The sequence below is a fragment of the Paenibacillus sp. JT31N17 genome, from assembly GCF_056269255.1.
The window spans coordinates 178,047-202,637 of sequence record NZ_JBWDNP010000002.1 but is presented as its reverse complement, the minus strand read 5'-3'; the positions used below and the strand labels follow the sequence as shown (position 1 = coordinate 202,637).

The 24,591-nt window shown below is 52.0% G+C and carries 18 protein-coding genes; 2 read left to right on the top strand and 16 right to left on the bottom strand.

The genetic code is table 11. The features are described 5' to 3' along the window. Positions 1 to 321: 321 nt before the first annotated feature. Positions 322 to 2,004: a DUF4091 domain-containing protein gene (locus AC0YOB_RS08470; protein ID WP_475792471.1), complete on the bottom strand. Its 1,683-nt coding sequence runs from the start codon at positions 2,002 to 2,004 to the stop codon at positions 322 to 324. A 319-nt stretch (positions 2,005 to 2,323) separates the two neighbouring features. On the opposite strand from AC0YOB_RS08470, the gene AC0YOB_RS08465 reads away from it, so the two are divergent. Continuing rightward, the gene (locus AC0YOB_RS08465) at positions 2,324 to 3,193 is read left to right on the top strand and encodes an AraC family transcriptional regulator (protein WP_475792470.1); all 870 of its coding nucleotides are present in this window, start codon (positions 2,324 to 2,326) and stop codon (positions 3,191 to 3,193) included. Positions 3,194 to 3,324: 131 nt separating this feature from the next. Here AC0YOB_RS08465 and AC0YOB_RS08460 read toward each other — a convergent pair whose 3' ends face one another. The 4 genes from AC0YOB_RS08460 to AC0YOB_RS08445 are packed head-to-tail and all read right to left on the bottom strand — an operon-like array spanning position 3,325 to position 9,167. Beyond that, the gene (locus tag AC0YOB_RS08460) at positions 3,325 to 5,967 is read right to left on the bottom strand and encodes a GH116 family glycosyl-hydrolase (protein ID WP_475792469.1); all 2,643 of its coding nucleotides are present in this window, start codon (positions 5,965 to 5,967) and stop codon (positions 3,325 to 3,327) included. A gap of 18 nt (positions 5,968 to 5,985) precedes the next feature. Then, positions 5,986 to 6,864: a carbohydrate ABC transporter permease gene (locus AC0YOB_RS08455; protein WP_475792468.1), complete on the bottom strand. Its 879-nt coding sequence runs from the start codon at positions 6,862 to 6,864 to the stop codon at positions 5,986 to 5,988. A gap of 18 nt (positions 6,865 to 6,882) precedes the next feature. Next, positions 6,883 to 7,776: a carbohydrate ABC transporter permease gene (locus tag AC0YOB_RS08450; RefSeq protein WP_475769054.1), complete on the bottom strand. Its 894-nt coding sequence runs from the start codon at positions 7,774 to 7,776 to the stop codon at positions 6,883 to 6,885. A 59-nt stretch (positions 7,777 to 7,835) separates the two neighbouring features. Next, positions 7,836 to 9,167 carry an ABC transporter substrate-binding protein gene (locus AC0YOB_RS08445; RefSeq protein ID WP_475792467.1) on the bottom strand — a complete coding sequence of 444 codons (1,332 nt, stop codon included), beginning with the start codon at positions 9,165 to 9,167 and terminating at the stop codon, positions 7,836 to 7,838. Between the two features lie 355 nt (positions 9,168 to 9,522). On the opposite strand from AC0YOB_RS08445, the gene AC0YOB_RS08440 reads away from it, so the two are divergent. Next, entirely contained in the window at positions 9,523 to 10,509 is a 987-nt protein-coding gene (locus tag AC0YOB_RS08440; RefSeq protein WP_475792466.1) for a LacI family DNA-binding transcriptional regulator, read from the top strand. An 80-nt stretch (positions 10,510 to 10,589) separates the two neighbouring features. Here AC0YOB_RS08440 and AC0YOB_RS08435 read toward each other — a convergent pair whose 3' ends face one another. The 11 genes from AC0YOB_RS08435 to AC0YOB_RS08385 all read right to left on the bottom strand — a co-directional run bounded on the left by AC0YOB_RS08435 (position 10,590) and on the right by AC0YOB_RS08385 (position 24,566). Next, the gene (locus AC0YOB_RS08435) at positions 10,590 to 12,593 is read right to left on the bottom strand and encodes a beta-galactosidase (protein ID WP_475792465.1); all 2,004 of its coding nucleotides are present in this window, start codon (positions 12,591 to 12,593) and stop codon (positions 10,590 to 10,592) included. 27 nt (positions 12,594 to 12,620) lie between these two features. Next, positions 12,621 to 13,448, bottom strand: coding sequence for a carbohydrate ABC transporter permease (locus tag AC0YOB_RS08430; RefSeq protein WP_210045509.1), 828 nt, complete (start codon positions 13,446 to 13,448; stop codon positions 12,621 to 12,623). After that, positions 13,445 to 14,329: a carbohydrate ABC transporter permease gene (locus AC0YOB_RS08425; RefSeq protein WP_475792464.1), complete on the bottom strand. Its 885-nt coding sequence runs from the start codon at positions 14,327 to 14,329 to the stop codon at positions 13,445 to 13,447. Before AC0YOB_RS08425 ends, AC0YOB_RS08430 begins: the two co-directional genes overlap by 4 nt. A 97-nt stretch (positions 14,330 to 14,426) precedes the next feature. Further along, positions 14,427 to 15,731 (bottom strand): ABC transporter substrate-binding protein, encoded by a 1,305-nt coding sequence (locus AC0YOB_RS08420; RefSeq protein ID WP_210045507.1) that lies wholly within the window; start codon positions 15,729 to 15,731, stop codon positions 14,427 to 14,429. A gap of 101 nt (positions 15,732 to 15,832) precedes the next feature. Beyond that, entirely contained in the window at positions 15,833 to 16,894 is a 1,062-nt protein-coding gene (locus tag AC0YOB_RS08415) for a response regulator (protein ID WP_475792463.1), read from the bottom strand. Further along, the gene (locus tag AC0YOB_RS08410) at positions 16,895 to 18,676 is read right to left on the bottom strand and encodes a sensor histidine kinase (protein WP_475792462.1); all 1,782 of its coding nucleotides are present in this window, start codon (positions 18,674 to 18,676) and stop codon (positions 16,895 to 16,897) included. A 203-nt stretch (positions 18,677 to 18,879) separates the two neighbouring features. Beyond that, positions 18,880 to 19,254: an IDEAL domain-containing protein gene (locus tag AC0YOB_RS08405; RefSeq protein WP_475792461.1), complete on the bottom strand. Its 375-nt coding sequence runs from the start codon at positions 19,252 to 19,254 to the stop codon at positions 18,880 to 18,882. Between the two features lie 348 nt (positions 19,255 to 19,602). Beyond that, positions 19,603 to 20,205 (bottom strand): sulfite oxidase-like oxidoreductase, encoded by a 603-nt coding sequence (locus AC0YOB_RS08400; RefSeq protein ID WP_475792981.1) that lies wholly within the window; start codon positions 20,203 to 20,205, stop codon positions 19,603 to 19,605. 30 nt (positions 20,206 to 20,235) lie between these two features. Beyond that, positions 20,236 to 21,510, bottom strand: coding sequence for an MFS transporter (locus tag AC0YOB_RS08395; protein ID WP_475792460.1), 1,275 nt, complete (start codon positions 21,508 to 21,510; stop codon positions 20,236 to 20,238). 65 nt (positions 21,511 to 21,575) lie between these two features. Then, positions 21,576 to 23,099 (bottom strand): leucyl aminopeptidase, encoded by a 1,524-nt coding sequence (locus AC0YOB_RS08390; RefSeq protein ID WP_475792459.1) that lies wholly within the window; start codon positions 23,097 to 23,099, stop codon positions 21,576 to 21,578. A 93-nt stretch (positions 23,100 to 23,192) separates the two neighbouring features. After that, positions 23,193 to 24,566 (bottom strand): ATP-binding protein, encoded by a 1,374-nt coding sequence (locus AC0YOB_RS08385; RefSeq protein WP_210045502.1) that lies wholly within the window; start codon positions 24,564 to 24,566, stop codon positions 23,193 to 23,195. Positions 24,567 to 24,591 lie beyond the last annotated feature (25 nt).

The following is a 24,591-nucleotide window of genomic DNA, read 5'->3' as shown; positions in this document are numbered from 1 at the left end:
CCATGAATAGTCCCTTTCTCTCCATGAGTTAATGACCCTTTTTAGCTACATACGCGAGCGTCTTGTACTAGGAGACGGCAAGAAATAGGCTGCCAGGATCAGATTGATCAGATTCTCCCGATAACCCGTCAAATCGAAGCAAGATTCATTCCGGGGGCTAGAAGTCAAGTCTAAAATGAAAACGTATACTTCCTTGTATTCAAGAAAAGAGTCTGCGCAAAGGCAGACTCCCGTAAACAAGACAATTAATATTAGTATATCATCTCGTCAAGGTATAGACAACATGCGGATCCCCTTGGTAAAAGGGTCTATTCATTCCCTTCACCGGAGCAGCGCTGCAATACGGCGGTTGATTCGCTCCCTCGTTCCCAGCAGCCAGGCAGCCTCTACGGGGTAAGTCTTGAAGGTTATCGCTTCCTCCAGCTCCTGCTCCATGACTTCCAGCGCAGCGTCTCTGCCGCCAAGCCGTTCTAGCAGCTCGAGCGCCCGCTGATCCTGCAGCGCTTCATAGAACACCTCCCAGCGGATAGAATCGATGGGTCCCTCCGCTCCCGGATACACGGCGAAAGCGTCACCGGATGGAAAAGCATATTCCGCATCGGTAACCCGGAACGGATCGATAGCTCGGACCGAATGCCGCGAATACCAGAAGTTATACCCCCAATGCAGGAATCCCTGGATGCCGAATTTATAGAGCTGCAGCCCCAGCACGCGGTTGCGGGCCGAAGGCATGCTGAAGAAACGGTTCGAAACCTCTTGATGCTGGCCGCAGCAGTAATAGGTCCACAATGGCTTTACATTGTTCTCCAGAAAGGGAGCGATATGATCATTGGATGGAATCGGTACGGGAACAAGTCCATGATCATAGAAGGCATAATCCGACAGCGCCTCAATAAATGCAAATTCAGCCAGATGCTTCTTCAGAATGCCGCTGGCCAGCCGGTAAGCCTCCAGATGATCGGCATTCGGCTCATCCGACACATGAAAATAGCTGTTCTTCTCAAGACCTTGCCCGCGGATAAACTGTACAAGCCGGGGCAGAAACTGATCCAGGAACCGCGTATAGGCTTCGCCTCCGGCTTCTGTTTCCCAGCCGAAGATCCGTTTCTCCTCTCCTTCCACGGTAGCGACAATCTTCGGCGCATGCTTCGCGCCCCACTGTGTGAACAGATGGGAAAATTCGAAATGCTGAATCCCCTGTCCATGGCACATATCGATCCAGCGCTTCAGCAGCGTGAAGTCAAATACATATTCATGCCCGGCTGTTTGCTCCACGCCGATCAGCTGCACGGTCGGGCGTTCGCCCCCGATGGCTGTATCCAGCGGCGGGGTAAACAACGGAGTAAGCAGCATATTTACGCCATGAGCTGCGGCATTATGCACATAACGCTCAATCAGCCGCCAATGCTCCTCGCTGAATACCTCAACCCCGTATTGGGTCGCCAGACAATCGCAGTGAAACCATTCCGTGTGCAGCAGCTCCTGCTCAGGCAGCTCGGCCTGCACGATCTCCAGCTTGAACTGCTCCTCTCCCAGCAGTTCTCCGGCAGCATTCTTGAACCTGATATCGATCGGATACGAGGTTGTTTCTTCCGCATATAGAGGCGCAGCGCTCTCCGGCCTTGAGGGCAGACTTACGGTGATCCATACCGCACGCCACTGGCCGGCAACCGCCCTCAGCCCGTCGCTTAACGGGTACAGCGGATCGGGAAACAAGCCCGGCGTCGTACGCAGGTAACGGTCATCGGGATTGACGTATACAGGCATCTCCGAAGGAGCAAGTCCCACGGAGCGAATGGTCATATAGGGCAAGAGCGGCGAATCCGCCTCTACACGGAGGTCGGCAATCGTTGTGCTGGAGCGGTAAGCGATCTGGAAGGAAAATACCTCTTTCCATAGAGCGGTTCCGTCTGCTGAACGTTCATCCTGAAGCTCCGAATCGGCAAACACCTTTGCCAGCGAGCTTAAGGAGCGTGTTTCAAAAGCTGTCGTCGTTTCCTTCATGGGTTTAATCCCCTTTGTCCAGTTAGAATCCGTATGCCGCCCCCGAACCCTGGATCAATCAGGGAAGCTCCGGTCAGTTATTATGGCTTCATCTTAACAATGGGTGAGCCTGTCGGCAATCTCAAAATATTAAACCATTCTATAACAGAATTGACCTTGCGGAAAGGATGTCCATCAGCATCCCATGTATTCTTTTCCCGCGTATGTTAGAATTATTGTGATAGGATCATATAAGCTGCCATTCAAATATAGAACAATATTATTATGGAACAAGGAAGCTGCGCTACGCCTGACACGCGTATCCGCAGGGAGGACAATCATGCTGAAGCCCGATTCATTCGCGTTCCGTTATGCCGAGCCGCTTCCCTATATGCTGCTGGATTCCATGGGCTGGCAGAGCGCAAGCTCCGGAAGCTATGGGAACAAGGGGCTTAAGCGGACAGACCATGGCCATGTTATTTTTCAATATACTTTAAGCGGCGAAGGGATAATCGAAATTGAAGGACAGACCCATACCCTGCAGGAGGGCAAGGCTTTTATGGTGAAGATTCCAAGCTCCCACCACTACTATTATGCAGGCGGGCAGGGAAAGCCATGGGAGTTTGTCTGGCTGAACGCCAAAGGCGAGGATGCCGTCCGCATGTGGGACCGTATCCTCGCCAGAAGAGGGCCGATTGTATCGCTGCAGAACGAATCACAGCCGGTGGCGCGGTTTTGGGAGCTGTACCGGGCTGTAGCCGTTGAACGGATATACGAATCCGCTCCGCTTTCGCAGCTGCTGTATGGATTCATGCTGTCCCTGCTGGCGCCGGATACATTCACTGCTCCTGGTCCGGAGTCTCATCCGATTATTAAGAAAGCAAAGGATTACATGAAGAATCACTATGCCCGCAATTTGTCGCTGGAGGACATCGCGTCGCAATGCGGCATTTCCCGATCATACTTGTGCCGGCTGTTTCAGCATAAAGAAGGCATCTCCCCATTGGAATTCCTGCGCCGCCGGAGGGTGGAGGCTGCCGTTACCATGCTTCGCCGGACCGCTGTCAGCGTGCAGGATATCGGCAGAATGTGCGGCTTCGACAGCCCCAGCTATTTTGGCAAAGTATTCCGGGAATACCTGGGGCTGTCTCCCCGCGACTATCGGACCGGGAAGCTGGATCATCCATATGACACGATATTTCTGGAATAGCTCTGCAATTGGCCGTATTTCCCAGCCCTCCTGCATTGATTGGCGTGCTGCGCGTCAGTCAGAATTCGCAGACTCAGCCGGTTCATCACGAAGACTGGCCCTGCAGGATGCAGGACCAGTTCATGAACCGTCTACGATTCTAGTATCATCTGTAGAGTCGAATGGCGGTCAATTTCTATACGATCGTGGAATGTAATCAGCCGGTCTGTTCTATTGAAAGGAACAGCCGCACCCCCGCACCGGATCTCCGCAATCTCCCTGCCCTCCAATAGAGCGCTCGAAAAGGACTGCAGCGCCAAATTCCCGCGTTTGACCTCCAATTCGAGAACGCCTCCCAGGTGACGGAATTCTCCCCAGCCTTCGCTCAAGCTCCAGAAGCAGCTGAATTGGTCCTCATTCAGCTTCGGATTAAACCCGATATGTCCCTTGGTCATATCGTATTCAAATCCGCTAAGCGCAAGCAGCAGACCATAAGAAGCCATGGAACGCACATAATTGCTGCCGCATTCGAATTCATTCCACGGATTGCGCTTCTCTCCGTCATAACGGTCTCTGATCGCCCTGACGGCGGTTAAGCCTTCCTCCACAAACCCCTCGTAAATCATATGGCAGGCAGCCTGATACTCGAAGCCGTTCATGCACTCGTCGGCGTAAGGAACCGGAACGACCGGACTGTTATTATCAGGCCAGGTGCAGATTAAGAGACCATCCTCCTCGTTGAGCGCGTAGATCCGGCAGGCGTTGGGATAGTCGCGCAGGCACTCGATAAAGTTGTTGTCATAAATCGATTTGACCGCCTGCTTCACCTTGCTCTCATCCAGCACATAACCAAGACCGACGATATGGGCGAACCATTGGCCCAGCACCTGGTCAATGCCGCAGCCTTCGCCAATCTGATATTTGATTTCACCCGCTTCTTCATTCCAGTAGGCCGCAGCGGCTCCGAACGGCTCCAGAACCGTTTTGTCCTTCAGATCGACCAGCTGGTGAAAATATCTTCCATTATATAGATGCTCATTCGCCCACTTCGAGCCGCTGGCGAAAATCCCGTTATATTCGGCTGTTTTCTCCGGCTCTCCCATCGCTTCCGCCATCTCGGCCGCGGCCTTGAGCGCCGTCAGATACATACTGGTCAGCCACGAGTTCGGGCCGAACAGCTCCATGTCGAGAGTATGATGCTGCCGTCCCTCCATCACGCCGTCCTTGTCATAATCCCAACGGTTCTCATTGGTCGGCTCCCATGCATATTCAAGCGCCCGCTGCACCTTCGGCCATACCGAGCGGAGCCACTGATGATCGCCGGAGATCTTCCACTCCCGATAGGTCTTGATGATGCCTCCCATCTGTCCGTCTGCCGCAGCGAAGAAGAAATTCTCCCTCGTTGTCCGCTCGGCTGGAAGAAACAGCCGGAAGGCCATTTTGCCATTATCGAATTGAGCGTAGTTATAGTCGATATTGCGCATCGACCGGGCCAACGACGGGAACAGAAAAGCCGTCGCCTGCTCATAATTCCACACATGGGTGCAGGAGCCCTCGCAGGAGCCTTCATTCGTATGAACGCCTTCGAAACCATACAGCGTTCCATCGGTCAGTCGCAGAACGGTCGGCGATTTCAGAATGGAGATGTTGCCGGCAACGGCGTCCAGCACATAATCCGGCAGCGTCGAGCGGAACAGCGTATCGCGGAACAAGCCGGATTCCTCGCGCAGCCGGTCATATTCGGTCAATACATACTGCGCGGTCTCGGTCGAGTCCGCAAACCGGGTCGCGTAATAGTTGGTCCAGGAAGGATTCCTGCCCGCCTCCGCACCTTCCCCGGCTCCGGGATTCCAGAAATTCACACAGTTCGGGAAGCTCCAGCTGATGACGAAGCGGAATACCGCTTTCTCACCCGGCCCGATGCTCTGATGCCCGCACAGCAGCCCGACATCCTGATGCTTGTTATGCGAGCTGCCGGCATCCAGTTCCCGGGGATTGTCGTAATGACGCTCCTGCAGCCGCCCTGGCGTAACAAAGTCCTTCCAGAACACGGTCAAATTATCAAACCAGCTGCCGCGGTACCAATACGATTGATAGCTGGTATCCGATTGGTCGGTTGCCAGCGTCAGGTCGCCGAATTCCGGCGAATCGGCCTCGTAATGAGTGGAAGAGAACGTCATCGCCGGATTGCTGCCAAGCTCCATTTTCTTATTGACGGCTCCCTTGAAGAACGGATTCGTCAGCACGCCGGCCAGGCTGATATCCAGCGTATCCGCCGTCTTGTTCGTCACTTCGTATTCAAAAATGGCGCAGGGGAGCGAGGAGTCGTGGTCATTCAGCGGAATAAACGGATTGAATGCCGTCAGCACAACCCCGATAGGATCGCCGGCATCTGCAAAGGAGATTTCCGCAAAGGGATACTCTCCCTTGAACGCCGTTTCCGAGAAATGCGGGAAGCCCGTCAGATTCTCGCGTCTTGGCCCATAGCCGTAGCCCTCGTATTTCCCCCTGCCCTCTCCCATATAAGGCGCTTTCAAATCCCCGTGCAGCACCTTCGCAAGCTTCACCTCCCCGTTATGCTCAGCCTTGACCGTGAAGAAGGAGAAACCGTTGTAGCTGAGCTTATTGGGGCGGTTGTAAATTTCCCAATCGATCAGCCGACCATTGCCGGCAAGTCCGATGCTGCCTGCGCCTATCCCGCCGAGCGGAAACGAAATCTGTCCCGTTCTGGCGCCGGTGAAGGTGAATTTCTTGTCTGCCGGGTATAAGCTTTGTTCAAATGTTTTCTGCATCATAATAGCCTCCTCATCTGATTACAACTTTAATCCGCCGGTGCTGATTCCTTCAACCAGATATTTCTGGCCTGCTATATAAAACAGCAGCGGAATGCTGAGGGACATTGCGACTCCCGCAAGAATCGCGGACAAATTCCCCTGGCCAAAAGCTCCGCTCAGAACAGCCATTCCGATCGGCAGCGTCATCTTCTCGAACGTATTGAGAAAGATGAGCGGACCGAAAAAATCATTCCAGGTTCCGATGAAGGTCATAACGGATGTAACTGCGACAGCGGGAAAAGCCATCGGCATAATAATCTTCAGAAAGACATACATCCGGCTTGCCCCATCCATATAAGCAGCCTCGTCATAGGTAGTGGAGACGGTCATCATCAGCTGCCGGATCAGGAAAATCCCCAGCGGATTAATCAGCCCCGGCAAAATCAACGCCCAATGCGTATCGACCATCTCCAGCTTTGACATCAGAATAAAACGCGGTATGACGGTCACCTGGGCCGGAATCATCAGCCCCGACAGAAAGACGAGAAACAGCAGATTCCTTCCCGGGAACCGGATTCGTGAGAAGGCGAAAGCCGCCATGCTCGAAATGAGAATATGACCAGCTACGATAATCAGGCTTATTTTCATACTGTTCAGAATGAAATTCAGAAAAGGCACGCGGATGAATACTTCCGCATAGCTTCCCAGATGAAAGCTGGTCGGGAAAATAGCGGGCGGCAGCGAGAACGAGTCCTTGGGCAGCCGGAAAGAAGTCGAAATGATCCACAGGAAGGGAGCCAGCATCAGGAAACAGAGCAGCAGCAGCCCTCCGTCCAGCAGCAGTCTCTCCCATCCGGTGCGGCTTACGCGTTCCCGCTTGGGCGCAAGCCCGGCTCCTGTTTGAACACTCGGTTCCATAAGCATATCCTCTCCCTCTTATTCCTGATCATAGTAGACCCATCTTTTACTGAGCGAGAACTGGAATACCGTGATCAGCAGGATGATCAGGAACAGGCTGAGCGACAAGGTGGAGGCATAGCCCATATCCTGATTTTGAAAAGCCACCTCATAAATATACATATTGACTGAACGCGAGGCGTCGCCAGGTCCGCCGCCCGTAATCAGATAAGGCTCATCGAAAATCTGCGTCGCGCCAATAAGGGTGGTCACCAGCACGAAGAAGATCGTAGGCGAGAGCATCGGCAGCGTAATGGAGAAGAAGCGCTGCAAGGGCCTCGCCCCGTCAATCTCGGCAGCCTCGTACAGATTTGCCGGGATATTTTGCAGACCGATAAAGTAGAATAGGAACGCGCTGCCGATCCCTTTCCAGAAGCTGTACACCGCAACAGCCAGATACACCCAATGCGGCGATTGCATCCATGGGATCGCATCAATCCCGAGCAGCCCCAGGAAGTAGTTCAGTATGCCAAAATCGGTGTCAAAGATAAACTGCCAGGCAACGGCAACCGCCGCCGAGGTAGTCAGCACCGGAAAATAAAACACGGTCCGGTACAGGTATTTCCAGCCATTGGCGATCTTCCGGTTCACAGCCAGTGCCAGCAGCAAGCCCAGTACAGCATGGAGCGGCGTCAGAATAAGCACATACTTGAGCGTATTGCCGTACATCTCCAGCAGCCTGCCGTCCTGAAAGAACTGCCTGAAGTTATCCCATCCGATCCAGGATGCCGGCGTGATCACATTGTATTTGGTAAAGCAGAGATAGATGGATACTACAACCGGCTCCCCGATAAATACAGCGAAGAGCAGCAGCGCGGGAGCAAGGAAGGTATAGCCCGCGATAGCATCCCAGAGCGTCCGGTTTCGTGTCATGCTTCACGATCCTTTCTTGGTAAGCCGCGAGCCGGTACGGGCGTGCCGGCCCGCCCTGCTTATTTTTTCAGAATGACGTCTATCTCCGCCTTGGCCTTCTTCATTGCGGTTGCGGCATCGGATTGGTTTGCGAGAATCTCCGACATATACCGGTTGAACACCCCTTCGATTTCGGCATACTGCATCGGCGCCTCAACCGCCTGGGCAATATCGGCGCTTTCCTCAAACACCTGCCAGTTCTCGGCCTGCGTAGTCGGAAGCACCTCCTCCATGACCGAGATCCGGGTCGGAATCGACGTATTGGCGAGCGTTGTTTTTTGGGAGAACTTCCCGCTCAGGAAAGCGGACAGCTTATAGGCGGCCTCCGGATATTTGGACGATTTCAGCACCGGAAACGCACCGGAGCCGAAGATTACTTTGTTCGTCTTGAAGGTCGGCAGCAGCTGCAGGCCGATGCTGGTGAACTTGTTCTTGTCATAGGAGGCGAACGGCCATTTGCCTGCCGCATACATGGCGACCTGACCGCTCATCAGCATTTGGGTGGCATCCGTCTTGGGACCCGGAACCGGCGCGACTTTATATTTATAGATCAAATCCTGGAAAAACTGCATGATCTCGATCGCATTGGGATCGTCCAGCCTGCTGGCCGTCATGTCTTCATTCAGGATGCTGGCTTCATTGTTGTACAACCAGGCCGATGCGCCGAAATAAAAGTTCGGAATGGCAAACCCGTATACCTTCCTGCCGTTCTTATCCGTTGTCAGCTTCTGGGCATATTCCAGAAAATCATCCCGGGTCCAGTCCTTGCCGGGCAGAGGCAGGCCTGCCTCCTTCAGCAGATCCGTGTTGAAATGCATGACGATATTGTTCCAGTCCCACACGAAGCCGTAGGTTTTGCCGTCCACGACAAATGGAGCCTGCAGCTTGGGATGGAGATCGTCATAATCGTCCAGCGCTTCCGGATTTACTTCCATGTAAGGATCGAGCGGCAGCAGAAGCTCCTGCCTGGCGAACATCTGGATGCCTTCAATGGCTACCCGGATGACATCCGGCGGGTTTCCTCCGGCGATCATCGTTTGAATTTTGTTGAAATAATCAGCCCAGCCCTTGTTCACCACTTCAATCCGCTTGACCTTAATATCGGGATACAGCTTGTTGAATTCCGCCAGGATGACTTTAAGCTGGGCGTCGGACGCGTCGCCCTTGCCCCACACCAGCGTCAGTTCAGCTTTCTCGCCGGTCGTTGTATTCCCTGAAGCCTCCTCATCTGCGGTATGGTCACCGCCAGCGCCGTCGTTCGTTTGATTGGTTGTCGTACCTGACGAGCTGCAAGCGGCAAGCATTGCGATTATCATCATAGTCAGAAGAGGAAACAGCAATAATTTCTTCAAGATGAACACCATCCCTGCTTGAATTTAGTCTGACCCCCGTGTAGGTAGACGTCATTGAAGCTGCGGAGACCAGCTGTTTTCGTTCACGTGCACGAATTTAAACAAAAAATATTACAACCTGCTTGAGGGAGCGTCCTCCCAATTTCCAGAACAAACCACATACACCAATTTTCATATTACGTTCACGTGAACATTTTGATCATAGCATAGGCTTTTTTTCATGTAAACGTTTTATTTTTATCGAATAAGGACCTGCTTAACGCGAAATTTGTCGGTTTTCCCGGCTGTCTTGACCCCGATATTGATCTGCGTTACGATAAGTCAAATTGATACTACAGCGGAGGCAAAGCCCGTCATGAATGTTACCAGTAAGCAAATTGCCGAGCTATGCGGAGTTACCAGAGGAACGGTGGACAGGGCGCTGAACAATCGTCCCGGCATCCGTCCGGCTACACGGGCAAAAATATTGAAGGTGGCCGAGGAGCTCGGTTACCGCCCCCATTTCCTTGCTCAAAGTCTTGTAAAAGGACATACAAAAACGCTTGGGATCGTGCTGTTCGATATTCAGAACCAGATTTTCTCCCAGTTATTCCATGCCTTCGAGGCCGAGGCTCGAAAGCAGGGGTATTTTGTCTATCTTGTCCTGTCCAACCGCAGCAAAGAGCTCGAGCTCGAATATATTAACAGTCTGCTCGACCGCAAGGTGGACGGGATCGCGCTGCTGTCCATCAATGAGGGCAAAAAATTCGAGTCCGCGCTGCTTAAATCCCGTACGCCCATTGTCACCTTCGGCAACCGCATATCCGGGCCGTTCCCGTACGTCTGGCTGAATGACAAGCAGGCTATCAGCGACGCCGTCGATCATCTGGCAGGGCTTGGATACCGGCAGCTGATCTATGTCAGTCTCCCGCTCCGCCGCCGGGGGGAGGAGAATATCTATGTTCCCGAGCAGAGATACGCCGGATTGCTGGAGGCTTGCGGAAGAAACCCGGACCTCGGCTTCAAGGTCGTCATGTCAAGGGAATATATAGCGGAAATATCAGCTCTGTACGAGCAGTCCCGCGGGAAAACCGCGATCCTCTGTTCGAGCGATATCTATGCGCTGGAGATCCTGAAATGGCTAAAAGCCCAAAAGATCCGTGTACCGGATCAGGTTGGGCTGATGGGTTTTGACAATATCGATATTCTGAATTACGTCAATCCGGCGCTTGCAACCGTGGATTACAATGTGAATGAAATCGGCGCCCGTCTGGCTGATACATTAATTGCACGTATTCAGGGCCGCGACGTCCCGGACGAGTCGTTTATCCGGCATGCCATCGTCCCCGGCGAATCTCTTTGAAGTCCGGTTGAAAAGACAGCTCCGCACGGGGAAACATCTTCCGACATTCGTAGGCGCTGCAAGCCGGCAGCCGAGCCGCACTAGCTCCGCTCCTCCAGAATAACAAATCCCCAGCGGTCAAGCGTCAGCTCCTGTCCGTTCTCAACCGGCCGGCCCGAAAGCAGCTCCTGCGCACCGGCAAACGGGCTGTTAAGGCTTGCCGGCTGATCCGAATAGTTAAAAATATAGCGGATGCGGCGGCCAAGCTCATTCATTCCCGACTTGATAATAAGCGGGAATGCCAGCTGCTGCTCCACGCTCCATAACCCCGCTTCCCGAACAGCCTGCTCCAGCAGCTTGGCTGTTAGGGCAGGACTCGGCAGACAGCCTATGTAGGTGGCGCTGCCTTTCCCGTAATGATTGCGGGTAATGGCGGCATATTCGCCCCAATGGGAATGATCGTAATAAGCGAGCACCTCCGCCGAATGCGGGGTGATCAATTCCATCCAGGCTTCAACCACATTGTCCTCTTCCCCAACCTGATAGGGATCATCCCTCAAACCGACGTTGCGGGGCTCGGCAAACATGCTGTAGGAGATTCCGCAGGCTTCTCCGACCATCCCCGGCTGTGCGGTTGTCCGAACCTTCACATCCTCGTCGGTAAAACCGCTTTTAAATGTGTAGACGATATGGCCGCCTTCCCGGACGAAAGCATTAAGCTTCTCCAGCAGCTCGCTTGGAGCGGTATAAAGCGCCGGTACGACCAGCAGGGAATATTCCGCCAAATTGCCGCTTCCCGGATGCACAAAATCGCACTCGATATTCATCCGGTACAGTCCATCGTAGAGACGTCGAACAATATCGTTGTATTTGACGCCGCCTGGCAGCTTGAACCATTCCAGAGCGGTCAAGGACTCGTTGCTGACCAATATGGCCGTCCTGTTACGTTTCTTCAGGTTGATCAAGTGAGTGCTAAGCCGGCCGAAATCCCTCCCGATTGTTCCGGCTTCCTTGTACACCGGATTAGGCTGAAAATCGTGGCTGAGCAGCCCCTTCCAGTAAGTCTCGAAGGAATTATGGATGGAATGCCAATGCCAGTAAGCAACCATATTGGCTCCCGAAGCCAGATGGCTGAACGCCTGCAGCCGGAGCTGGCCCGGATAGGGAACCCAATGGGCGAAGGCCTGGGCCTGCGTCTCCATCACCAGATAATTGCTCCCTTTCAGAGATCGCGCCATATCGCCGCCGAACGAAATTTCCGTCCCGGTCAGCTCATCCTGCGAGGGATGATAGATGTCCACACCGGCAATATCAAAAGCCTCCGCAGCGGCAAAATGATCCACATCCGGCTGAACGCCATAGGAATAGCCCCGCCATTCAAAATCGAAATTTTGCGTAACAAATTGACCCGCCTGCTTGTATTCGCCTACAATCGCCGCCTGCCAGGCGAGAAAATCCGTTACCAGCTTACGCTGGAATCTGGCAAATTCCGCCCCCAGACTGCCGTTGACCGTCCCTATTACGGACGGGAAGTCTTCCCAGCTGTTGATCCGGTTGCTCCAATAATCCAGCCCGAAGCGGCGGTTGATCTCATCCAGGGACTTGAATTTATCCCGCATGTATTTGACAAAACGAAGCTGTACATTCGGTCCCGAAGTGTGATAATGCTTCGTTTCATTGTCTGTCTGATAGCCGATCACAGCGGGGTGGGTGCTGACGCGGGAGATCAGCTTGCGGATGATCCGCTCCGCGTAGAAGAGATAGACAGGATGGGTGATGTCCATGATCTGTCTTGCGCCATAACGCCCCGGCCCCTTCTCTGTTTCCGCCAGCACGTCCGGGTACTCGCGGACCATCCATGTCGGAACCGCATAAGTCGGCGTTCCCACAATAACGGCGATTTCCGCCTGATGCATCGCGTCCAGTACCCGGTCGACGGAGGAGAAATCAAATATGCCATTTTGCGGCTCATGCGTGCTCCAGGTCGATTCCGCGATCCGCACCACATTGATCCCCGCAGCCTTCATCATTTCAATATCCCGGTCGAGCCTTTCATAAGGCATATATTCATCATAATAGGCCGCGCCGTACAACAGCTGCTTCACACTGCCGCCTCCTTCAATTCACACCGTTTAGCCTTTAATGGCGCCTTCCGTAATTCCCTCCATGATGAAGCGCTGGAAGAAGGCATAGATGATAATGACCGGAATCGCCGTAAGCACCAGTGCTGCGAGAATAAGCGACCATTCCTTGTTGTACTCGCCAAACAGCATATTGGTCGAAAGAATGAGCGTATACCGCGTGACATCCGTCAGCATCAGCAGCGGAAGCAGGAAGTCATTCCAGATCCACAGAAAATCGAGAATGGCGATCGTCACCGTAATCGGCAGCAGCAGCGGGAAAATAATGCGGAAATACGTCTGAAACTCGCCGCAGCCGTCTATATGAGCCGATTCCTCCAGCTCCCGCGGAATCGATTTGACGAAGCCATGATAGAGAAAGATGGCCATATTGACGCCCAGTCCGATATAGATCAGGCCAAGCCCTGCGGCGCTGCCCTGCAGATGCAGGCTTTTGGCCACCCGCGTTAGCGAGATCATGATCGAGTGGAACGGCACCAGCATGGAAGAAACGAACAGGAAGAAAATAAAAGCGCTCAGCTTGCCTGGCGTTCTGGACAGCTTGTAGCCTGCAAGACCGGCCGAGAAGACAATCCCGGCGATGCCGATAACAGATACAATGACCGAGTTGAGGGTGCTGTTCAGCAGATGAATCTGCGTGAAGGCCTGACTGTAGTTCTCAAAGTGCAGCTTGGTCGGAAGAGACATAACCGAGCTGAACATTTCCCCCTGCGTTTTGAACGAATTGATAAACGCCATATAGATCGGGAAGAAGGATATGGCTCCAAGCACCGTGAGGACGGCATTGATCAGAATGGAAGCAGACCGGTTCTTACTCATGACTCCACCTCTCTTCGCTTCGTGACGCTGATTTGAATGATCGTAACGATCAATACGATAACAAACAAAATGATCGATTTGGCGCTGGCATAGCCATAACGGAAGTTGTTGGAGAAGGCTTCCTCGTAGATGTTCATCGTAATGACCTGTGTGCTTCTGCCAGGTCCGCCGCCTGTCAGCCCGTATACGACCTCAAACACTTTGAAGGCTCCGTTGAGCGTAAGGAAGAAACAGATGGTGACCGCATGCGTAATCATGGGAAGCGTCACGCTTCTGAACCGCTGCCAGGCATTGGCCCCGTCGATGACCGCCGCTTCCTTCAGGGATTGCGGAACGCCCTGCAGGCCTGCCAAATAGATAATCATCATATAACCGACACCGTTCCATAGGGAAACGATAATAATCGAGAAGAAGGAAAACTTGGGATCGCCGATCCAGGATTGATCCATGAAGGTCAGGAATGTTTTCTCGGCAAGCTGTGTTGTGACCTGCGTGAAGATAAAGGTCCACATAAAGGCGCCGATAATCATACTGATCATATTAGGCATAAAGAATAACGTCCGGAAGAACCCTTTGGACCTGGTCCGCGATTCGATAAGTACAGCCAGAAACAGTGCAAAAACATTTTGCAGTACAACCATAAACACAACATACTTCAATGTAAACCACAAAGAAGTCAGAAAATCCGGGTCATCCTTGAGCGCTTCAACAAAATTGGTAAGCCCGACAAAATCATAGGTCGGGTTCAGGCCATTCCAGTCCGTAATGCTGTAATACATGGCACCCAGCATCGGAATCAGCAGAAAAGCGGTATAAAGGATCAGAGAAGGCGCCAAGAAACCAAACAAAGAGGCATACCTTTTAACTTGCTTTGCTAACATGTTCCATCACCTCATGATTGGAGTCGCACACTTTGGAAAAAGGCGGAAGAGAAGCTTAAGGCCCGGGGGACTTTGCTCTCTTCCGCAGCGGATTGGCTTATTTGTTTACTTTGTTGAAGTCCTTCCAGGCTTTATCCAACGCTTTAATCACGTCATCCTGCGACATTTGCTTCACAAAGTAGCTTTGCAGCGCTTTGCCCACTTCATCCTTAACGGCTTGCGGCATAACCGGATCCTGATAGGATTTGCCATCTTTCACATAGACCATGGCGTCATTAACCCAAGGATAGGTTTCAAACGTATGGGATTTGGCAACCGGATTGAATTTCAAGCTTTCGTAAAATGCGCTGGAAGTCTTGTCATCCAGTACATAGTTCAGGAAATCAAGCGCGTACTCTTTATTTTTGCTCGATGGCGATACAGCCAGTGCCGTTGACGTACTCAGATCGATTCTCGTTGCATCCGGGTTATCGTTAACCGGCAGGGGCGCAACGCCGAAATCAAAATCAGCTTTGGATTTGAGAATCGTATCGGCAAACCATGGACCTTGGATCCACATGGCCGCTTTGCCGGCTGCAAACGCTGCTGCGCCGTCGTCTCCGTTGACTTCCATCGCTTTGTCCGTACCGTTCGCATTAACCAGGTCGATAATGTTGAACATATCCTTCATTTCGGCAAAAGAACCTTCGTCCTTATTCATCTTGTCGATGAAATCCTTGTGATCCGTACTGACAAGCGCGCCTACCGAAAGCGGCAGGAACAGCTGCGGAATCCAGGCCTCCTGATAGGAGAGGAGGAACGGCGTGATTTTCTTCGCTTTGAGTTTTTCGACGATCGCCTTCATTTCCGTCAAGGTTGTCGGAGGCGTGATGCCGTTGTCTGCGAAGATTTTCTTGTTGTAGAGGAAGCCCCATGCCAGAGATTCCATCGGAACAGCTACAATTTTATTATCAATCGTTACGGAAGGCTTGACGCTGTCCAGCAGCTTGTCGGCAAGCGGCTGATTCGTCAGATCTTCCAGATATCCGGCCTTGTAGAAGGAAGGAGCCTCATTGACCGCATGAAGGCTGAAAATATCCGGGGCATCATTGGATGCCATTCGCGTTTTCAAAATTTGCGGAGCGTTATCCGAGTTCGGCATTTCCAGCTGAACTTTGATATCCACATTTTTTTCCGCTTTCTCTTTGGCTACAAAATCATTGATGTAACCCTCGTATTGCTGCTTAAAGCGGGGCTGGCCAATAAAAAATTTAAGTGTGACCGACTTTGGCTTGCCTGCGTTCGCATTGCCTCCATCTGCTGCACCATTCGTATTGTTATTTGTGCCGCCACCGCTGCCGCATCCTGCCAATAGACCGACAGACAGAGCCGTGCTAAGTACAATACTCCATGCTTTTTTCATCTGTGAAGACCTCCCTGACACCTGATTTGAATACGGTTTCATTGTAATACTTAAATGAAAGCGTTTAATTGGACGGAATTATCCTCTCTCTTTGCACTTTATTAAACCTCATGCATTCCTTTGCGCAATTCTCCCGGGGCAATTCCATGCTGTTTCTTGAATACTCTGTAGAAATATCCGAGCTCCTCATAGCCGCACATCTCGGCAACCGTCTTGATCGGAATCCCCTGAAGTATCCATTCCTTTGCCTTTATCATTCGCACCTGCTGCACGTAATCCGTCATATTTTGTCCAAATTCCTGCTTAAATATTTTGCTTAAATACTCTTTCGATACAAAAAATGAGCGGGCTACCTTATCCAGCGAAATCGACTCGGCAAAGTTGTAATCGATAAAGGTTCTGATCTCATCCAGATTCAGCTTATTGCGGAATTTCCGCTGTTGGATCAGCAAATGCAGAGAGGTCAAGTAACGCTCGCCCAGCTGCTGGACCATCCCTTCAAGACCGGGCAGCATGAGCTCTGAATCATACTCCACCTGGCCAAGCTCAATGGAATTGCTCACCGTCAGCTCCTTGAGATGGGACAGAAATTCCTGATACAGCTGTCTCATCCAGGTTTTATCGCTATATCCCCCCGACTGAAGCTCCTTCAAAAAGGCATCCAGCACATGTCTGATTCCCTCTTCATTCAGCTCATGGTAATGTACGGACAAGAGCAGCTTGTACCGTTTGATCAAATGAAGAATATCGGCGTCGAAAGGAACATATCCGCCTGATCCTGCCGGTTCGGCTTCCAGCTCCGCCTTGCATTTGCCCAGGGCATGGTTGAGCTCCGCCGCATCGATCGGCTTCAACAGATACTCGTTGACCTTATACCTTATGGCATGCCTGGTAAACTCGAAATCATCGTAGCCGCTGACCACAATAATTTTGATTTCCGGATGGTTCTCGTTCAAATATTTCAGCAGCTCCACGCCGCCTGCGCCCGGCATATGCATATCGGTAATGACAAGCTGCGGAGCAAACGTCTGAATCAGCCTTTCAGCCTCCAGCCCATCCTCGGCCTCGCCTACAATTTCCATATCAAGCTCCTGCCAGGAGCCGAACCGTTTGATAATATCTCTTGTCCACTGCTCGTCATCCACGATAATCGCCCTGATCATTTAGTTCTCCCCCATTTCCGTCATTGGCAAATAAATTCTTACCGTTGTTCCCAAGCCCAGAACGCTCTCCATTGTGACGCCATAGTCAGGGCCATCATGCAGTCTGATTCGCGCCGCCACATTGCTAAGCCCGATATGATCCCCGCTTGTCCCGATTGAATCCGCATCAATCTGCAGCTTGCGGTTCACCCGGTCCAGCCTTTCTGCGCTCATGCCCTTCCCGTTATCCTGAACGGTAATAAGCATCCCCTGTCCGTATCTGGCGGCCTTCACCGTCAATGTCCAGCTTGACGACTTCAGATCAAAACCGTGCATAAAGGCATTCTCGGCGATCGGCTGCAAAATCAGCTTCGGTATCTGACAGATCTCAAGGCCCGGCTCCACCACGATCTGCGTCACAATCCGGTTGGGATACCGCTGGCCTTGAATGAACAGATAATTGCGCAGATGATTAAACTCCTTCTCCAGCTCCACCCACTCATTCGGCTCGCGGATGACATATCTGAACATATCGCTCAGTGCCTTGATCACCGCATACAGCCGGTCCGGCGTCTGCGAGAAAGCCATTCCGCCGATAAGCTGCAGCGTGTTTTGCAGAAAATGCGGGTTGATTTGGGCCTGCAGCGCTTTCAGCTGCGCTGTTTGCTTCTCCAGATTGATGCTGTACTCCGTCTTGATATGATCCCGTATCCGCTGGGACATATTGTACATTTTGAGCTCCAGCAGCCCGATTTCATCGACCCGTTTGGTAGGCGAGATGTTCTCGTCCTTCATGAAGCTCAGATTCTGCATGGACCGGGCCAGCTTCACAATCGGTTTGGACGAGGTCCAGGCCATAATAATGGCTATCGCCAGGGACACGACAATGGACACGGCGCCGACAATCAACCCGTATTGCAGCGTCGTTCTGGCGCTTTGATTGATTTGGGACATCGGAATCATTTTGACCAGCTTCAGGCCCCAGGGATCGAGCGTATCGTAGAAGACATAATTATCCTTGGTTTTGAGGTAGCCCGGACCGCTGCCCATCTGCTGCAGCAATCCTTCCACGTCTTCTTGCTTCTGTGAGCCGCTGGGCTGAAACATGATTTTGCCGGCCTGATCGGCTATGAATACGGTGCTCTCCAGACCCGGATTAATCAGGTCCATGGCATCAGCGGTTATTTTCCAGTTCACCTTGAGCGTGACAAAGCCCAGCTGCTCTTTCGTCTCAAAACGGTTCAAGCTCCGGGTCAGCTCAAAATAGCCCGGGGTTTCCGTGCTGTTCTGAATCAGATAATCCTCTTTGCCGGCAATCATCCGCAAATACATGTCCGGTATATGAGGCGGCGTTTTGATCGCCGTCTGCATCATGCTGATCTTGAACTGCTTATGATTCTTCAGCATATACAGCTGGATATCGAACAAATTCTCATTCGCCGAATAAGAGACGGAGGTAATCGTGTCGATAACTTCCTTTTGCACATCGTACAAGCTCGCATTGCTGGTTTCATCCAGTACACGCAGATATTCATTAAGGGCAGGGCTGATGAAGATCGTATAAACAATGGTGTTGAGCCCGGACAGCTCCTGCTCCAGATAATCCCCGGTCCATCCGATTCGTGACAGATTCGATGCCAGCACCTCGTCCTCCATGGATGCCCTCGTGTTGTCCGTTGCGAGCAGCGTCACAATGATTACCGGCAGCACCGTGAGCACCACCATGATCAGGATCAGCTTATTGCGGATGCTTTTGCGGAAGGGCCCCGTTATTGTGCTATAAACGGATTTCAAAAAAGCCATATTGGACCTCCTCGTAAAAATATGGCCGAAAATAGCCTGGTTCGTATGCCGCTTTTTTTCGGGCCTTCCTAACATAGCACAAAATTGATAAAGCCGGGAGTCGTCTGTAAAGTATCCCCAAATGAAGACACAAAAAAAATCGCCAAGTATAATACTTGACGATTGACTAGTTTGAGGTTATTTTATTACCATACCGTTGGTCCTTATTTGATATCATAAAGCCCGAGACGGTTGGTAAAGGATGTATGGATTCTGGGAAAATTGCGGCTTTCCTGAGCGTTCTGTTCGGCTGGTTTCAGCTTCGCAGTCAGCTCCATGAACCAGGCTTCGTCATGCGTTGAAAGAGCCAAGTCGATGAGGTTCAGTATTTGCCCGACATCGTCAAACGAGGCTACCGGTAAACGCTTCAGGCCATGCTCACGAACCGTGATCGATTTCCCAACTGCTTCTTCATTGTCGGATTTAACTACCATCAGCTTCACAATTCCCTGCTGCCCGTCCATGGATTCAATATAACCATGAATCAATTCTCCGTTGCTCGTATTCGCCTGTACCCAATCGCTTATTTCAAATGTCATCTACAACACCACCCATCGTGAAATTTACTAACAATCTGTAACAAACTAAGTTACACCTGTCTAGACAATTTGACGACTCACAGCATGATGCTGAATTCCCGTCTGGTATTGTCTGGCATACTGTAATTATAACTGTTACAGTTACTATTGTCAATCCTTCCGCTGAGAAATATTGAGAGCATGTAAAAGCTGAATCATCCTTGGGGACTGCTTTGAAGCAAGTCTCCTCCCGCAGGAATTGATGAAGTTTTTTGTGATAAAAGCTTTGTTCCCACGTTAAAAAAGCATCAGTGCAGCCCTCCAGGAGAGGGCGCGTGCTGACGCTTTTTAGGACTGGAGAGTTTATGCTCACTCAAAATCGTAACGTTGTTCCTTCCAGGGATCCCCGTACATATGATACCCGTTGCGCTCCCAGAAGCCCGGCTTGTCTTCGGCCATAAACTCGATGCCGCGCAGCCATTTTGCGCTTTTCCAGAAGTAGAGATGCGGTACGACCATCCGCACCGGGTAACCGTGATCCGGCGTCAGCAGCTCCCCGTTATGACGGATGGCCAGGAAAGAGGTATCCCGCATAAAATCCTCCAAGGGCAAATTCGTCGACCAGCCATGCTCTGCGTGCAGCATGACAAATTTCGCCTCAGGCCTCAGCTTTACCTTCTCCATAACCGCTGCCACCGGTACGCCTTCCCACACATTGTCCAGCTTGGACCATGTGGTGACGCAATGGATATCGTTGCCGAATTCCTTCATCGGCAGCTTCATAAAGTCGCTGTAGGGAATAACCGCATCTTCATCCACCAAGCCGAATATCCGCAAATCCCATTTGCTCATATCCCGGTAATAAGGCACCTCGCCGTAATGCAATACCGGGAATCCCGCCGTCAGCCGCTGTCCGGGCGGGACCCGTAATGCCTCGTCATCCCTTTTGCCTTGAGCATGATCCAATTCCATTCCCATCACTTATCGCCTCCAAACAAGGGGTTATAGGCCTCGCCGCGTACGAAATACCAATGGTCCCACCGTTAACGACAGCGCGAGCATGGCCGCTCCAAACAGGAAGGAGATGCCATAGCTTTGCAGCCAAAACGGGCTTTCATCAATCCAGTTGTAGATATAGCCGCCGACCAGCGGCCCGATGAAGCCGGTAAGGCCGGTAAGCGCGGAATAAACCGCCACATACATCGGACGATCCGATTTGGGCGTGTCGCCAATGATCAGATTGAATACCAGCAGGTTGTATCCGCCGAGGCCAAATCCAAGCGCGCAATGAACAATAATCAGCACCAGCAGCGCAGGCAAAATCTCGATGCCCGCCCACAGCATGCAGGAAGCCGAAATAATCGGCAGCGTCCAGAGCAGCAGTGTGCGCGTGGCGAATCTTGTATTTAGTGTGCCCCAATAATAATAGCTAAACATCATTGCAATCATTTGAACCGTCGTGATCACCGTAATTCTCCATTTGCTGATCTCCAGAATTTCCAGCATCACGAAGGAAAACAACGGAATGGCCACATTTTGCAGCAAAATAAACAATGCGATAAACACTACTGCCCGCATATAAGCCGAATCCTTCAGCGGCTTGAGAAACAGCGCTGCGGAGCTTGTCGCCATCGACCGCTCGAAGGGCAGGTTCGGATAGCGCCACAGCTCAATTCCATTCCACACCGTACAAACCGCACTGATAGCATACAAAATGACAAAGCCGGTTTGCTCGTTGAAATGATCGAGAATCTGACCGCCAACCAGCAGCGAAATACTGGCAAATGCCCAGTGGATCGTATTGCGGATGCCAAAATAACGCCCGCGCACCTTCATCGGCACCATATCGGCGATCATCGAGGTAAAAAACATACCGCTTGTGGACGCACTTACGAAGGACACCAGGAACATCCCGATAAATACAGGAACGCGCAGCTCTTCAGTCACGAAGAAAGGAATGAGTCCGGTAGCTACCCAAATAATCCGGTGGGTTATGCCAAAGACGGTGAGCAGCAGGCGGCGGTTGTTAAAGCGCTGCATCGAGAAAGCGGCCACCAATTGCACCAGATTGGCCAGCTGCGGAATCGCAACGGCCAGACCGACATCCTCCGAATTGCCTCCCAGGAAGACAATATAAATCGTTAACATAGGGCCGCCCAGCAAATTGCCGATAATGGTGGCCGGAATTCCTTCCATAATCGAGGTTAGCAGACCTCTACGCTGGTCGGACAGCTTCTTTCGGCGAAAAACCGAAATGAGATGAAGCCAAAATGACATGGTGTTTTATCCCCTTCTGGATGACTGGACCGACTGTATTTCTGCTAACACCACTGTCAAAAATTTTACACCAACAGCTCACCGAGCGTCCGCACCATCACGCCTGTTCCACCCTTGGACTCCCAGGAGCGCTCACGATCCAGATACGCCGTTCCGGCAATATCCAGATGCACCCAAGGCCTCTCCTCGGCAAAAGCCCCGATAAACAATCCACCGCTGCTGGCTCCGCCGAACCGGCCGCCGCTGTTCTTCATGTCCGCTGCATCGCTCTCCAGCTGCTTGCGGAATTCCGGATATGCGGGCAGCTGCCAGATCCGTTCGCCTGCTTTCTTGGACGCAAGCATCACTTCCTGCAGCAGGGTCTCATCATTGGTCACGGCACCCGTAGCCACATTGCCCAGCGTGACCAGTACAGCGCCTGTCAATGTAGCCACATCGACGAGTCTCGTTGCCCCGCGGCGGATAGCCATGGTCAATCCGTCTGCCAGTACCAGACGGCCCTCGGCATCGGTATTGACAACCTCAATGGTGAGACCGCTCATCGTCTTGATCACATCGCCCGGCTTGAACGCGCGGTCCGACGGCATATTCTCAGCAGTAGGGATTACAGCCACCACGTTAACCGCAGGCTGAAGCTCGCCGATTATGCGCATAGCGCCGAGCACAGCCGCGGCGCCTCCCATATCGGAGATCATAGCCTCCATTCCCTGCGGCTTCTTGAGCGAAATCCCGCCGGTATCGAAGGTAATGCCTTTGCCGACAAGACCCCAGACATCCTTGTCCTGTGGGGCACCGTTATAGTGAAGTACGATCATTCTTGGCGGATTGGCGCTTCCCTGTCCGACGCCCAAGAGTCCCCCCATCCCCTGCTCCGCTGCGGACCATTCATCGAGAACCTCACAATCCAGACCATGCGTCAAAGCCAGGGCTTCCGCCTCTTCCGCCAGCATCTCGGGGGTAAGCTTATTGCCCGGCAAATTGACCAGGTCGCGCGCATAGCCAACCGATTCCGCGAATACCGTGCCGCGCCGTATCCCTGCATCCCAGGAAGCGGCAGCATGCGCCTGCGAGCCTGCGTGCGTATAATTGACGGTCTGAAGCGTCGACTGCCGCTTCTCCTCGTCCTTCTTCTCCGACTTGCGGCTGAAGCTGCCGAGCAGGTAGCCTTCCGTCAAAGCCTGCGCAAACTCTATAACCATAGATTCCTGTGTAATGATAGAGATCCCTCCGGGCAGAATCTGACGGACAGAAACAGCCTTCACCCGCTTAGCCGACTTCGCGGCTGCCGCTGCAGCATCACGAAGACTATCAGCGTTCAGATCCGTACTCGGCACGCCGACGTAAATGACATAGGCTTGCGGAAGAAGTCCAAGCGTAGCCAGACAAAGCGTCTCCCTGGGCTCCGCGTTGAATAGTTTGCTATGAAAATGAGTTCTGAGAGATTCATCAAGCTGGGGATGAACCCACTGCGCATCCGCCGCCTCCTCCGCACGCAACTCTTCCCGGCTCACGAAACAGACAATCGTATCGAATTCTGCTTCTTGCGCCGCGTATGTAAACTTTATACTCACCCGAATCACCGCTTTCATTATTCATATTCCTTTTTTTGTATGCAAAAAATCGGGTTGAACCGATTTCTGAGTACATACCCAGAACCAAGTTTATAACCCGATTCTAATCGTTTATTCCACCAATGGCAAATAGATATTGAACTCCGTTCCCACGCCGCTGTTGCTGGATAGCCGTATGGTCCCGCCATGATTGCGGATGATCCGGTAGCTCACCGAGAGTCCCAGACCTGTACCGGCTGCCTTTGTCGTGAAAAAGGGCTCAAACAGCTTTGCTTTCGTCGTATGATCCATGCCTTGTCCATTGTCGCGTATCGTAATTTCCGCATAGGTGCCGTCACGCATGGTCACGATATCGATCAATCCCGAACGTTCGTCTTTCATCTCCTCGATGGCATCCATGGCGTTGCGCACGATGTTCAGAATCACCTGCTTGATCTGCTTCACATCAATCGATACCGTGAGCTCTTCATCATAGGATTCAAACTGGATTTGGCAGCCCTTCATATGAGCTTCGCTTTCGCACAGCAAAATCACTTCCCGAAGCAGCGAATTGATGGGAATATTCTGTTTCATGGGAGCAGACGGCTTGGAGGAGTTAAGAAACTCATAAATGATATCGTTAGCCCGGTCGATCTCAGCCAATATAATCCGGGCATATTCTTCTTTTCCAAGCTGCAGTAAATGTGGGCGCAGAAGCTGAATGAAGCCCCGGATCGATGTCAGAGGATTGCGGATCTCGTGGGCGATCGCCGCCGCAATCTTGCCCAGCATCGCCAATTTATCGTTCTGGTAAGCGCTCTGCTCGATCTGCTTATACTCCGTTACATCCTTCACGCTGAACAAATAATCGCCATCCAGCTGATCCCCGTATGTAACCGTCACCAGCATATGGCGGCCGCTGGAATCCTGAAACTCCATATAACGGCTTCTTCTCAGAAACATTTCCTTATACAGCTTTATCAAAATACGTTTGGTGCCCCGCCGCAGCTGCGAGTTGGCCAGAATTTCCCGAAGATTGCAACCGATGAGTGTTTTGCGGGGAATATCAAGCATCTTGGCCATCTGCAAATTAATAAAGGACAGGATGCCATCGCTGTCAAATATCGCAATGCCGCTGTCCATGTGCTGCAGCACATTCTCGTATTTATTTTTGACCATCCGAAATGAACGATGGGAACTCAGCAGCATATCGCGCATTTCATTAAAGCGCTGCTCCGGAGTCTCATCCGGCTGCAGCCGGAATCTGAAGGCTACCATCAGCTCAATCAGGAAAATAAAGGACCGGCTGTACAGTTGAAGCGCTTCTTCAGATTCCACATTCGCCACCAGCGTTTGCATGGATTCCTCATGTATCGCGATGATGTCCTCCGGATGAATGCCATGCAGCAATTTTCCTATTTCGGTCGCTTGAAAGAGTGATGCCTCGCTGCCGCTGCGAATATACTCGGCAAGAGCCGGAAAGTAGCGTTTTCGAATTGCTTGCATGTTCTACCCCTCTCCTGCAGCACAA